The organism is Vibrio nigripulchritudo, from assembly GCF_027924785.1.
Taxonomy (GTDB): Bacteria; Pseudomonadota; Gammaproteobacteria; order Enterobacterales; family Vibrionaceae; genus Vibrio; species Vibrio nigripulchritudo.
Map to the genome: position 1 here is coordinate 1,450,108 of NZ_AP027049.1, position 13,103 is coordinate 1,463,210.

Annotated in this window: 9 protein-coding genes and 1 pseudogene; 7 read left to right on the forward strand and 3 right to left on the reverse strand. The window is 42.1% G+C overall.

Annotated elements, in window-relative coordinates:
* Nucleotides 1–43: 43 nt before the first annotated feature.
* Complete coding sequence (locus tag QMG91_RS06850; RefSeq protein WP_281829882.1) at nt 44–2,839, reverse strand: PAS domain-containing hybrid sensor histidine kinase/response regulator; 2,796 nt, start codon at nt 2,837–2,839, stop codon at nt 44–46.
* Nucleotides 2,826–3,848: a cytochrome-c peroxidase gene (locus QMG91_RS06855; RefSeq protein WP_281870202.1), complete on the reverse strand. Its 1,023-nt coding sequence runs from the start codon at nt 3,846–3,848 to the stop codon at nt 2,826–2,828. The genes QMG91_RS06850 and QMG91_RS06855 overlap by 14 nt, the downstream gene beginning before the upstream one ends.
* Before the next feature lie 218 nt (nt 3,849–4,066).
* On the opposite strand from QMG91_RS06855, the gene QMG91_RS06860 reads away from it, so the two are divergent.
* Nucleotides 4,067–4,666, forward strand: coding sequence for a beta-phosphoglucomutase family hydrolase (locus QMG91_RS06860; RefSeq protein WP_281829885.1), 600 nt, complete (start codon nt 4,067–4,069; stop codon nt 4,664–4,666).
* 325 nt (nt 4,667–4,991) lie between these two features.
* Here QMG91_RS06860 and QMG91_RS06865 read toward each other — a convergent pair whose 3' ends face one another.
* Nucleotides 4,992–8,351: an RCC1 domain-containing protein gene (locus tag QMG91_RS06865; protein WP_281829887.1), complete on the reverse strand. Its 3,360-nt coding sequence runs from the start codon at nt 8,349–8,351 to the stop codon at nt 4,992–4,994.
* Nucleotides 8,352–8,596: 245 nt separating this feature from the next.
* Here QMG91_RS06865 and QMG91_RS06870 point away from each other — a divergent pair, with 245 nt between their 5' ends.
* The 6 genes and pseudogenes from QMG91_RS06870 (at nt 8,597) to QMG91_RS06890 (ending at nt 13,102) form a co-directional block, all read left to right on the forward strand.
* Nucleotides 8,597–8,812 carry a Flp family type IVb pilin gene (locus QMG91_RS06870; protein ID WP_281829889.1) on the forward strand — a complete coding sequence of 72 codons (216 nt, stop codon included), beginning with the start codon at nt 8,597–8,599 and terminating at the stop codon, nt 8,810–8,812.
* 96 nt (nt 8,813–8,908) lie between these two features.
* The gene (gene cpaB, locus QMG91_RS06875; RefSeq protein ID WP_281829891.1) at nt 8,909–9,796 is read left to right on the forward strand and encodes a Flp pilus assembly protein CpaB; all 888 of its coding nucleotides are present in this window, start codon (nt 8,909–8,911) and stop codon (nt 9,794–9,796) included.
* A 107-nt stretch (nt 9,797–9,903) separates the two neighbouring features.
* A pseudogene (locus QMG91_RS28975) lies at nt 9,904–10,155 on the forward strand (pilus assembly protein N-terminal domain-containing protein); the annotation flags it as partial.
* A gap of 99 nt (nt 10,156–10,254) precedes the next feature.
* The gene (locus QMG91_RS06880) at nt 10,255–11,280 is read left to right on the forward strand and encodes a type II and III secretion system protein family protein (RefSeq protein ID WP_281870205.1); all 1,026 of its coding nucleotides are present in this window, start codon (nt 10,255–10,257) and stop codon (nt 11,278–11,280) included.
* Nucleotides 11,281–11,288: 8 nt separating this feature from the next.
* Nucleotides 11,289–11,933 carry a hypothetical protein gene (locus QMG91_RS06885; protein WP_281829895.1) on the forward strand — a complete coding sequence of 215 codons (645 nt, stop codon included), beginning with the start codon at nt 11,289–11,291 and terminating at the stop codon, nt 11,931–11,933.
* On the forward strand, nt 11,930–13,102 hold the full coding sequence (locus QMG91_RS06890) for a MinD/ParA family protein (RefSeq protein ID WP_004401095.1): 1,173 nt from the start codon (nt 11,930–11,932) through the stop codon (nt 13,100–13,102). The genes QMG91_RS06885 and QMG91_RS06890 overlap by 4 nt, the downstream gene beginning before the upstream one ends.
* The last annotated feature ends 1 nt before the right edge of the window (nt 13,103 follow it).

Genomic DNA, 13,103 nt, shown 5'->3' on the forward strand with positions numbered 1-13,103 from the left:
GCTAACATATCTCAACCGGTTTTGTTGGTATCAGAGCCTCTGGTTATTTAGGTAAGGTTTGTTCTATTGGGTGTTCGGCGACGTATTCTTCCAGAAGACGCGATGTCTGGTCTGCGTTGACTTTCAAAAGATTCACGAGTTCCTGAAGTCTTGGAAGTTCAGGCATGTTTCCTTTAGAAGCTATCTGAAAGACTTGCTCCGACTTTGCCAGCATTTTGTTGGCGTTCAGGCTGCTGGCGATGCCTTTCATCGTGTGTGTGTGAAGTGTCACGGATTCAATATCGTCTGACTCAGTTGCAACCATAAGCGCATCAATACTTTCCAGCATTGATTCTTTGAGAGTCGAGATGATTTCCACTAATTGCTCAGTATCGCCTGCGCAAACTTCATCAATGTAAAAACTGAGGTCTATCTCAGATTCTGATGTGGAATTCGATTCGTTTGAATTGGTGAAGTGCTCCATTTCAACCACCTTACTGCTGTGGGACCGATGCTTTTCAATCAGTGATTTATGTTCGACCAAAGCATCATTAAAACTGTTCTTTTGCAACGGCTTGGTGAGGACGTAATTTGCTCCGGCGTTGATGAAACGGTCATGTGCTTCCTGAAAAACATCAGCCGTACAACCGAAGATGACAGTATTGAGTTTTAGTTCATTGCGAATGTGTTTTGTCGTTTCAATCCCATCAAGCCTTGGCATGTGGTTGTCCATGATGATGACATCAAATGTCTGGTCTTGGAGACATTCGATCGCCTCTATGCCGTCTTTAGCGACCGTTACCTGGTGATCTAACGTGTGACAGAATTTCTTGGTGACCAGTGCATTCACCGGGTTATCTTCCACAATCAAAATGTTTAATCCAACAGGGAGAGTACTCGTCAACGTCTCGTCCTGATCTAGCTCTATAGGGCGATCTTGTGTCTGTTCGAGACTGATGTTGATGGTAAAACAGGTTCCTCTGTCTATCTCGCTGCTTACTTTGACCTGCCCTCCCATTAACTCAACCAGTTGTTTGACGATTGCCAGCCCCAGACCCGTCCCGCCAAAGTTTCGGGTCGTGGAGGACTCTGCTTGAATGAACGGGTCGAAGATATGCTCGAGTCTGTCCTCGGCAATACCAATTCCAGAATCTTCAATCTCAACCCAAAGGTTATAGATGTTGTGTTCAGCCAGTTTGCAGTTGCATCTCAGTTGAACATTTCCATGGGCAGTGAACTTAACTGCGTTGCTCATCAGGTTAAAAATGACCTGGCGAATTCGGGATATGTCGGCAAGAAAGACCAGTTCATCAGGAATCTGGTTATCAATGATCAAATCTATGCCTTTTTCATCACACAAAAGCTGGTAGGTAGAGGCGATAGGAGTAAGTATCTGATTAAAGTGAAAAGGAACCGCATCCAGCTCAAGCTTGTTTTGTTCGATTTTGGAAAAATCCAGAATGTCGTTTAGCAAAGATGTCAGGTGTTCCCCGGATTCAAGTAGTACCTTCAGTTGTTCTTTGTGTTCGCTGTTGGTGGTTTCACCGCGCATGATTTGCGCCATACCTAATATCCCGTTGAGGGGAGTCCGGAGTTCATGGCTCATGGTTGCAAGAAAAGTTGATTTCGCTTCATTAGCAACCGTTGCACGTTTTGCGGACAGTTCGAGTTCCTTTTCGAGCTGGACTTTTTTAGTGGTGTCTCTTTCAACAGCGATAAAGCAACTTAACTCTCCGTCGTCATCAAAAATAGGAGTGATGATGATATCTACCCAATAAGCAGTGCCATTTTTTCGGTAGTTAAGTAGAGTCAGTTCGATGGTCTGTTTGCATTTTATGGCTTCTGAAAGAAGCTTAATCTGCGTGCCATCGGTATCCTTTCCCTGAAGGACAGCCCCGGGTTTTTTGCCCATCATTTCGGTCAGTGAGTAGCCCGAAAGCTTCTCAAATCCCTTGTTTACCCAGGTCACTAATCCTTTTGGATCCGTCACGATAATAGCGTCTTTTGCATGCTCTGCTATGAGTGCATGACTGGCGCGCTGACGTTCAGATTCAAGCATGGCTTGCTTCATTTTCAGTAGTTCGGTGAAAGCAAGTTTTTGTCGGTGCAGTGCATAGGTGCAGACAAATATAATGAGTAAAAGAATCAGAACACCAATGTTCTTAGTGGTATCGGATACTTTTTGTTCCCAATAAAGATCAATCTGTTTTAAATGTTCAGTAACCCCCAGATTGGCTAGTGAAACCTGTTTTCTTTCCAACTGGTGCTTCACACGTTCTTGCAACTGAACATAGCTCAATAGCGACTGGTATGTCGGGTCTTGATACAGAGCGGAATCTTTAAGGTACAGGCTATCCGATATTCCGCCTTGTGTTGCGGTTGATATCACTAGTCTTTCGTCTACGGAGGTGTATTGTTGGTAAAGCTCATTCTGCAGCAAATCAATGGTTTTGCCAGAATAGTTAAGCGATACGTTGGCACTTAACAGAGATTCCATCTCTCTCACGAAGGCTGCCAGCTTGAGTTCGGTGGTTTTGCTTTTTTCTAGTGCAGCGGCATCGAAAGGTTGAACCAGATAGGGCGTTTCAGAAAAATGTTTCTGGATGGAGTGGTTTAAAGACTCCGCATAAATTTCGGTGTGAACCAGCAACTCAGACAACTCATCATAGCGATTGAAGTTCCTGAACTGAAAACTGAACAGATTCTCTTGCAGCGCGGTAACGTTCTGAAGAAGCGAGTGATAATTAGCTTGCAGCTTGGTATGAATATAGTGTTTGTAGAGATTAAAGCTCAGTACGGCAATCACTACCGTAATCAGGGTAATGAGCGTTGCTTCCTTGAACGTCTTACTGATTTTCATTGATCAAATCCCTGAGTATTGGGGGCTTAGGAGCGGTCAGGCTATTCAAAAATGCACTTAGCTCCAATGTGGTCACTGCATCCAATTCCATTCCCAGTTGGACTCGGGTCATTATCGCTATTGCTTCTTCCAACGTTGCTGCATGACCATCGTGAAAGTAAGGGGGAGTGGTTGCTACGTTGCGCAGCCCCGGGACTCGGAAAACGTATTTATCTTCATTGTTACCCGTCAGATTATAGCGACCGAGATCTGTGACCTGTTCGTCAGGCAATATACTTTGCAAGTTCCCAAATCTCTGGAACAGGTTTCCGCCAAGATTTTGTCCTTGATGACAGGCAATGCATCCCAGTTTTTGAAAATTGAACCAGCCTCGTTTGGCAGCCGCTGACAGGGCAGAGTCGTCACCCATCAGGAATTTATCGAAAGGCGCATCCGGTGTGTTCAGAGAACTCATAAAGATGACCAGCGCATCCTTAATTGTCTGTTCAGTGATTTCACCATCATAGGTTGAGGAAAAGAGTGCTTTGTAATCTTTGGAGCGTTTAACTTCTTCAACAACAGTTGCCCAGTTAGTGTTCATTTCAAGGGGATTATGAATAGGTCCGTCAATTTGGTGTTCTAAACTGGATGCACGACCATCCCAGAAAAAACGTGTGTTCAAGCTTACATTGAAAACGGTGGGGGAGTTTCTTAAGCCAAAACCGTTGACGCCATGAGAGACTCTGAGTTTTTCTGCTCCGTTGGTTTCAAGGTGATGACAACTGGCACAACTGACTTGCTGATTTGATGAAAAATTTGGATCGTTAAAAAGAGTAAAGCCCAATAAAACTTTCTCTTGGTTATCGATTCGGGAGGAAGGGATCGGTTTGACAACGTCAGTACTGTACGCTTTCTTTTCTGGAAGGCGCAAAGGCTCTCCGGACCATTTAGACCCTTGAAAAAAGAAGTAGCCAGCGAATAAGAGTGATATGGCTAAACATGCCCACCACATTTTTGTTATTTGTATCATTGCCCAACTTACCTTGACGCTATACTTTGAGTATGGTCGGTGTCTGGGTATTTTCAACTTGGCTCAGGTCTTAATTACCTTCGTCTGTTCCTCTTTTTTCATTGGAAGGTATATAGGTAAAGTTCATGGAAATTTTATCCGTTTTTAGTGTGTCTACATGAGTTCAAGGGTTATGATTACCCGGAGTAATTAATAAAGATGTAATTTTGGAGTAACGAATGGCGTTTGACCTAGACCAGTACCAGGGGCTGATTTTCGATATGGATGGTACGCTTATTGATTCTATGCCCGCGCATCTTGATGCCTGGGAAAAAGCGGCTAAAGACTTTTCTGTTCCGTTTGATCGGGAGTGGATAGGTTCAATGGGGGGGATGCCATCAGCTAAGATTACGTTAGAAGTCAACAAGCGCTACGATCTGTCTCTTGATCCAGTTGCAGTGTCTTCTTCAAAGATGGCGCACTTTGAGGCAATGGAAGATTTTGGAGACCTTATCCCACAAACATTCGCTTTAGTACAAAAGCACTTTGGCAATAAAAAAATGGCGATTGGTACGGGGAGCGTAAGGCAAAATGCAGACAGAATGCTCAAAGCAAAGGATGTTATTCGCTACTTTGATGCTGTAGTTACTGCTTCGGATGTAGACAACCATAAACCTAACCCTGATACGTTTTTGCTTGCCGCTGAAAAGCTAGGCGTTCCTGCTGAAAACTGTGTGGTTTTTGAAGATACCTTATTGGGAAAGCAAGCTGCGCACGCAGCAGGAATGGATTGCATCATGGTGGTTGAGGGCGGGTTTGAATTTTGTCCTAAGCCTTGAGGTAACTCGAGTATAAGTTGCCATATATACGCAAAAGCCACCCATTTCGGGTGGCTTTCTCAATTCCGTTGATTTTGCAGTGCGGCTTATAGCGCGCCAGCCCAAAACAGGGCATTAGATAATGTGATTCCAAACATTACTGCCATCATCAGCAAGAAACCTGCTGCAAAACGTAATTTTGATAACATTTTTGTAACTCAATTTCAGTTTAAAGTAAAATCGGCGAAATAATGCCTAAAATGTGTGCGCTATACAACATTTTTTTGTTTTTTTAAACAAAAAAAGGTGGCTGTAATTAGCCACCTTTATCTATCAAACAGTTATATTAATTCCAGCTTGCCGGAACCCCTGTCTGAGAGTTAATCATCAGTCTGTCTTCTGGCAAAGGTTGTAATGCACCATTGACTGATTCAAATGGTTTACTGTAATCATTCAGTGGTTGAGTACCCATTGTGTTCACTTCAACACCATCAGGAACACCATCATTGTCACTGTCGCGAACATTAGGAGAGGTGCCTAATACTCGTTCTTCCTGACGATCAAGTCCATCATTATCTGCATCTGTGATTGGGTAAGCGACATTTGTATTTTGAGCGCCTAATTCACGTCGTAGGAATTCAGAATTACCGCCTTCCCAACTTCTTCCCCAGGTAGTTACAGAGCCATCTTCATGTAGAGTGATAAATGAATTTTCAGTAGCTGATAACTCTACAATCGGGTTACTACCATCAAATCTTGAGTTGTCTAATTGGATCCTAGGTGTCGGTGTGTTTCCAACTTGGTAGTTAGGTGTGATTTCAAAACCTATGGTTCCCCATTGAATAATGGATCCATCCTCCATAAGAACTGCCACAGAACCCAATGCAATCTTCACGTTTTTAACTTTTACCGTGCCATCCAGTTTCTCTGATGGGAATGGTATCTCTTCTCTTTCAGGAGAGAATGAGCGACCCCAGGTAACAAGAGAACCATCAGATTTTTTTGCTACATATATCTTCTCTTCTGCCCATACACGAGTAATATCAGAAGCCACAATCAACTGCTTTTGCTCTGTTGTAAGTTCAGCCTCATAGCCCCAAGTCTGATGCTTGCCATTTTCCTTTAGCGCGGTAAACCCGTCATCGTTTGCATATAGCGCAACCACTCCTGTTTCAAGTTCAGCAGGATCTTCTGGCATAGTTGCACCGATGTATATCAGTTCGCTATGTACCTTATCGAAGTCGATCCCCCCATTTCCATCGCCATAGTCCGTGTACAACCAGCTTGCGAAAATGTTGTTCTCTTTGTCTTCGTATAGCCAGTCAGGATAGTCTGCTACAGATGCCTGAAGTACGCCGCCTTGGGTTTTACTTCCCCACGCAACTACTTTTCCATCTTTGCGAAGAGCTGCAAAAGCCCCTTGGCTTGCAACTAAGCGAACAATATCTGAAGACCCATTTAGATCTTGCTCAACTTTTCTCGAATCAGCACCAAAGCCAACCGAACCCCATGTGAATACTGAACGGTCTTTTTTGATAGCGGCAAATGCACCTTGGTTAGATACTATTTGCAGTGCTGCCTGGTTTGCACTGTCTTGAGGACGTTGCGGATCCTCACCAGGGAACTCAAGCTTGAGTTTACGTAGATCTTCTGCACTTATGTTCCCCCAACTGACGATTACGCCGTCGTTTCTAAGTGCCGCAAAAGAATCTTTGGTAGATGAAATTGACACAAATCTTTGACCGTCAGAAAGCATTAAGTCTTCTCTGACTTCTGTAAGGTCCGTGGCGTTACCGTGCCCAATTACCACGATAGAGCCATTCTCTCTCAAAACAGCAAATGCGTTAGTGGTTGCAGCAATGTCGAGGGCTTTTGTTGTGCCATCAAGCTCTTGATATGTCTTAATAACTTGATCTTCTAAGCGAGTATCCCAAGTGATTACAGACCCATCTTTTCTTATTGCAGCGAAGTAAGATGAGTTGACAAATACTTGCGTAACAGGATTGTCTTGATTGTCAGCGTTAAATGACTTGATTATTGGATTCTGTACAACGCCAGTTTCGGGCCATCGTTTCAATTTTCCATCAATACGCCAACTTAAAACGCTTCCATCATTCTTTATGATTGCGTGTCGGTATTTATGACCATTGAGCTTATTACTTTGCACACTCACAGATGCAGCACCTGCAACAGTTAAATTATTGATGCTTCGTTGAGTGGCATGTATATCTAGCATGTTGTCATTGGCATTCAAAATCAAATCTGGTTTGTGATCAACTGTGTTGTTATTTTGCACATTTTTAGGAAGCACGAAACCAGCGTTTAACACGAGCTCTTGTAGCTCTTGGCTTGTAGGGGCTGTATCTAACACGACAGAGTCCGGGAACCGGCTTTGTAGTGGCCATTTAACGTAGCTTCTAGCATAAGAAGCCAGCGTATTCGTTGAATCTACAACGGATTGCATTGCACTGATTGATGGATTCTCAAGATTTAAAACATTGGTAAGCATGTAGTCTTGCGCAGCTACTCTGTTTTCAACATATAGATTTAAGATATTCTCAACCGAGTATTCAGCGTGTTCTGAGTCTAAGGCAATGTTTTCGTAGGTATATTTGTTATCCGTTGTTAATGTAGACTCGACTTTTGCCATGGCTCTGGCTCGGTATAGAGTTTTTGAAATATTTACAGTACGTTTGTAAGTGTCAAAATCAAAGTCATACTTAATGTAAAAGTAGGTTCGTTTTACAAAGAGAGACGAGTCTAAACCAGTAAGTGACGCTAGGGTGTCGTAAAATTCCTGTTGACCTTCAGGTGTTCTGAGTGTCGCAAAATCCAGTGCCTGATCTTCGAATTGGTTGATAAGCAGTATTTTTTGGTTGGTTTCAGCAATATCAATTTCGACTTCACCTTCACCTTTACTTTTGGTGATTGCGAACTGATAAGGCTTATCAGCCAGAAGATTTTCAATTCCTTCTACTTGAGAAAGTGCACGGAATACAGCGCCATCAGAAAGTTCCTCTGGAGTTTCAATCAGACGCTTTTGCATCATATTTTGAAAACCACCTTCCTCAACGATAACAGGGTTTTTCTCTAGGTGTTGCTTAGCTTGATCAACCGAGACAAATGTGTAGGTTACGCCGTCAGCTGTTTCATTGAGTCTATCTAGAACACTTTGCAGATTAGTTTCAAAATCTGCATCACTAAGTTCATCTAAATCTTTTAACTGTTTGATTACGTCATTGTTTTCGATCCCATGAAGTGAGTCAGGAATCTGAATTCCATCAATGTCAGGGTTGCCATCCTGATCGATGGATTGAAGAAGCTGTGCAATCTTAATAGGGCTTGGTAGATCAACTGGTGTAACGTCACTTTTAGCAGCAGTTGTCCCAAGAGTTATACTACCAACTTTGAATGTGATGGTACTTGAAGGGAAATACTCAAATTCACCTTTCTCGTTTGTTAGCCCTTCAATCAATTGCTTGTCATTCTGGTCATGAACAACGTATGCAATGTTTGAGACCGCTGAGTCAGTGAACTTGCCAATTAAAGGTTTATTTTGATTTTCACCAGTGTCCGGAATTGTAGGTTTATTATTGTTCAATCCATTTCCTGGGGAAACGGCTCCATCTGATGAAGATCCTCCTCCTCCACATCCCGCCAAAGCAGAAATTATAGCGGCTGAAAGCAGCGCTTTTTTAAGACTCATTGATAAGCTCCAAACTTAGAAAAATGTAATGTTTTTATATAATTAGAAATTATTTTTAATAAAGATAATAGTGATGCTTTAAGTATGTATTGAAGTGTCTGGTACTTCATTTCGTAAACTTTACAGAATTATGTTTTGTCAAATATGTCTTGACCAAAATATTAAACTTGTAAATAATTTCTGGCGACGAATGCTAAATGATAACTATTATCAAATGCAATAAAAAATTTTAAAAGGTTTATAGAATGCTGTATGAGCTTTACAGAAAGTTAATTGTTTTATGGCTTGATGTTCGTGGAGTAACCACTATCGAGTATGGTGTACTGGCTGCAGGTCTTGCTCTTGTAGTAAGTGTTATTCTTGGTGAAGATGGCGCTTTTACTGATGCGTTAGAAAGTGCATTCGGTAAAGTTACAGAATCGATTGATGGTAATTCAAGTGGTGGTGCTGAGGGTAATTAATTTATCCTAAATTACCTATCAAACTTGTTTTATTAGTATGGGTTTCAGTATTTTCTGAAACCTATTTTATTTGTTAAATAAAATTGGTTGGATTTTATGCCTATTAGGCTAGTTTTATATGTATTAATTACCATTGGTATGATGAGTGGTGGGTATTTTTATTGGGTCAATAAAAATTCATCTGAAAAGCCGTTACTGCATCCTACAAACACATCCGTAGATGATAAAATAAAAGTAAAAACTGTACATGTATTATCTACAAGTATAGATCTGCCTACGGGTACTCTAATTGAAGGAGAAGATTTGATATGGGTGCCAATTGAAAGTGGAATAAAGTCAACAGAACTAGATAAGTATTACTTGAAAAAAATTGCAAGCGAGAACGACTTAGATAATTTCGTTGTACGAAAAAGTATCCAAGCCGGGCAACCCATTCTAAAAGCCAGTGTCATTAAGCCCGGAGACAGTCAGTACCTGGCATCAGTACTTACACCAGGTATGCGTGCCGTAAGTGTTCCTATTGATCCGGTGACCGGAAATTCTGGATTGATTAAGCCGGGTAACGTTGTTGATGTGATCCTGACAACAAACATCGAAGGGGAGGGGCTTACTGGTCGAGAGCTTTCTAGCCTGATGTCTAAAACCATTTTAGGCGGTGTGAGAGTTCTGGCGATCAATCAAAGCACTGAAAATCTAACCCAGTTTAAACCAAGTGAAGAAGACTATGGTACGGCGACCTTGGAAACGTCAGCAAAGCAGGCGGAGATCCTTACCGTAGCAAGAAGATTGGGAAGACTTTCTTTGAGTGTGCGAAGCGCATTTGAAGAAGTCACAAGCGAAGTCTCTGGTGGTGAAACACTCGCGGGAGATGTGGCAAGCGGTCTGGACACTCCAATTGACTCTCCTGATCTTATACTAATGCACGGAATTAAGCGTAGAAATACTAGCGTTTTAGATTCGGCTCCTGAGCATATAGCTGACTAATTTTAAAGATTAATAAGTCATCATAACTATGTATTATTTTAGGTATAACAGATGAATTACCTTATTAAAAATATCCTAAGAGATTACTTCAGGGTATTTGTTTTATTATTTTTTTCGATTTTTTTGCTTCAAATTCTTATGCTGCCAAAGTTGAGTCAGCTGAAAGGAATGTTAATTTATATATCGGTGAAGCAAAAATTCTTAGCATCAAGAATCAAGCTCATACTATTTTTGTTGCAGACCCGGAAATTGCTAGTTTTCAGGCGCCAAGTGCAAGATCATTAATTCTTTTTGGTCGAATGCCCGGTTCTACTAGCTTATTTGTATTAGATAAAAACGGGAAACAAATCTATTCAACAAATATTAATGTTGGGTTTAATATTTCTAAGCTAAGACCAGCACTAAAGCGTGAGTTTCCAAACTCAAGCATTGATATCCGCCCATATGGTATGGGAGTTATGCTAACCGGAACAGTGCCCGATGCAGATACCGCTGCTCGAGCTTTAGCACTCACTGATGAGCTAATAAAGCAAGCGATTCCAGTAGAATTGAGAAATGGGGTACTCGCTAGCAATGCTTCAGATAAATCTGTTGGTGCAGGTATGGCTGCAATCAAATACGGCACTGTAATAAACCATCTAAAAATCAACTCTCCTACACAGGTCAATATTCGTATTCGAATTGCAGAAGTGAGTAAAACGGTCCAGGAGAATTTTGGCTTTAACTGGAACTACATGTACAGCGGATTAAGTAGCGTTGCCGAGAAAGTCGCTTTTAAACCCAATTCATTAGTCTCAAATTTGTCCAGCTCAAATGGCGATGTGATTGGGATGATCGATATTCTTGCACAGGAAGACATGATCAGCGTGTTGGCAGAACCAAACCTGACGGCTACGTCAGGCGAAACAGCCTCATTTCTTGCGGGTGGTGAAGTGCCGCAGATTGTAGGTGGTTCAGCAACCGAAGCTCCGACCGTTGAGTACAAACAGTTTGGTGTTTTACTTGCTGTGACACCGACAATCTTGTCTGGTAACCGTATCGGATTAAAAGTGAAAACGGAAATTAGTGATGTATCGAGCACCAACAGTGTGTCAGACGGGCAATTCGAGCAAAAAGGTTTTGATATTCGACGAGCAGAAACCTCTGTCGAGCTTGCTTCGGGTCAAAGCTTTGCACTGGCAGGCTTAATCCGCAGAAAAACCGAGGACGAATTACAAAATCTGCCTTGGTTAAATGAAATACCGATAATTGGAAGGCTATTTGAGTCTTCGCAGTTTAAAAACAATGAGACTGAACTAGTCATTATTGCCAGCGCGTATCTAGTTGAACCTACCAATACTCCACTTACTTTACCTACAGATAATGTGCACCTGTCTAGCCCGTTAGAACGATTGATTTTTGGACGAAGCTTAAAGCCTATAGAAGGCTATCAAAAACCTCCTCAAGTGATCGCTGATCAAGTATTTCAAGATTTCAAATTTTAGGGTAAAGCATGAATATTAAATACATAGGATACGCTAAAAGCGTAAGCCTTTTGACTGCATTGTTTGCCGTTGGAGGATGCGCAGAGCTGAGTCGACAAGGTATGTTGATGATGGATAATCGTCTATCTGAACCTTACGAGACACCTCAAATTATCGTGCGTGCCATACCTAAGATGGCGTCGTTTGAAAGTTACGCTGATTTTCGTGAATGGACGTCTTCTGTCGATTTTTCAAAAAATGAACTGATTGGTCTTGAGCTTGAATATCCAAAGCATTGGCAAAACGAATCCCTATCAAAATGGTTTAAGGTTATCGAAAACAAAGGTCTTTCAAAATCAAAGGTGAGATCTGAGGCTCAGAAGCGTAATGACGTGTTAATCACCCTGTACTCCGCGAAAGCATCGGTACTAGGTTGTGATTCTTCAGCGTCACCGCGTGTTGCTGATTCAAAAACGGGTTATTCCAGTCAATTTGGGTGTTCAGATGTGAAAAACTTAGTCGCTATGACACCAAATCCGTTGACCTTCCTTGAAGAAAACCAGTACTTACCCGGAATAGATGTGATCCCTGTTAATGCGATTTTGCGATTTAACAAAGGAGACGTAATCAAGCCTGAAAGCCCAAGTGTTGTTGTCGGAGGCTCAAGCGAATGAACATGATTTCAACCGCAGACTTTCAAAGCGTAAAAAATGCCGCTTTATTCTTTTCGAGAAAAGAAGAAACGGAAATGGCAGAAGCAGCACTAACGCTAAAAGGTTTTAAGGTGAGTGCAAAGGTGGGCGACGTATCTGAAGCGATAAGTTACCTGAAGACCAACACAAAACCCGATGTGCTTGTATTGGAGATAACCCACGAAGAGGAGGTTACTCATACCGTAAAGCGGCTTAGTCAGCATAAGCATCCGGCGACCAAATTAGTCGTAGTCTCGGAAGACCGTGGTATCAGTGTGTACAAACAAGCACTTCAGGCTGGTGCTTTTGAGTACATGATTACACCGCTTAACCACGACGAGCTTGCTTCAGTGGTCGAGCGCGAAAACAGTATCGAAAGAACTCATACCAATGGTGGCGTTGTTGTTTGGGGGCTAGTAGGTGGAATAGGCGCATCGACGATCAGTTCTAATATTGCATCTTATGCAGCCAATGAACTCCACCGACACGCCTTACTTATTGATATGAATCTTCATTCCGGGACTTGTGGCACCTTACTCAATCATCATGAGCCAGGACAACTCGCAAGCCTAATGAACTACGGTGATGATGTAGACTCGCTGTTACTTGGAAGAAGCGTATCAAAGATTAGCGATCATCTTTCATTACTTAACGATCAACTGGAGTTGACGCAAAACGTCGTGCTTACATCATCCAGTTACCGTTCTCTGGTTGAGTCAGCGAACAGCGAGTTTAACGCTCATGTATGGGATGTAAGTGGTTCTGCATTGACTGCTTTGCCTGAAATATTGTCCCGTTCAAAGACTTGTGTTTTGGTCACTGAACTCACAATTGCTGGCGTGAAAGGTTTGTCTCGTTCTCTGGAGCTACTTGAAAGCTATCCAAATGTACGACCCATTATCGTCATTAATAAAGTTCGACCGGATTCAGGCCGCCTACTGAAAATAGATTATGTGGAGAAGACCGTTGGTAAAAAAGTTGACCACATTATTGAATACAGCGGCAAATCCTTTATCGCATGTGACGAAGACGGTTCGTTGTTGATTAATGGTTCAGGGAAAGTTTCTCGCGAAATTAAAAAACTTGCGGGTAATGCTGTCGGGGTAGCTGAGCAAAGTACAGGCATCAAGAAATGGTTTGGAAAGAGGTAAT

What these genes read in the sequence shown, in the direction of transcription:
- QMG91_RS06890 (WP_004401095.1), top strand. Translation starts at nt 11,930, where the DNA reads ATGAACATGATTTCAACCGCAGACTTTCAAAGCGTAAAAAATGCCGCT.
- QMG91_RS06880 (WP_281870205.1), top strand. Translation starts at nt 10,255, where the DNA reads ATGCTAACCGGAACAGTGCCCGATGCAGATACCGCTGCTCGAGCTTTA.
- QMG91_RS06865 (WP_281829887.1), bottom strand. Translation starts at nt 8,351, where the DNA reads ATGAGTCTTAAAAAAGCGCTGCTTTCAGCCGCTATAATTTCTGCTTTG.
- QMG91_RS06885 (WP_281829895.1), top strand. Translation starts at nt 11,289, where the DNA reads ATGAATATTAAATACATAGGATACGCTAAAAGCGTAAGCCTTTTGACT.
- QMG91_RS06870 (WP_281829889.1), top strand. Translation starts at nt 8,597, where the DNA reads ATGCTGTATGAGCTTTACAGAAAGTTAATTGTTTTATGGCTTGATGTT.
- QMG91_RS06855 (WP_281870202.1), bottom strand. Translation starts at nt 3,848, where the DNA reads ATGATACAAATAACAAAAATGTGGTGGGCATGTTTAGCCATATCACTC.
- QMG91_RS06850 (WP_281829882.1), bottom strand. Translation starts at nt 2,839, where the DNA reads ATGAAAATCAGTAAGACGTTCAAGGAAGCAACGCTCATTACCCTGATT.
- QMG91_RS06860 (WP_281829885.1), top strand. Translation starts at nt 4,067, where the DNA reads ATGGCGTTTGACCTAGACCAGTACCAGGGGCTGATTTTCGATATGGAT.
- cpaB (WP_281829891.1), top strand. Translation starts at nt 8,909, where the DNA reads ATGCCTATTAGGCTAGTTTTATATGTATTAATTACCATTGGTATGATG.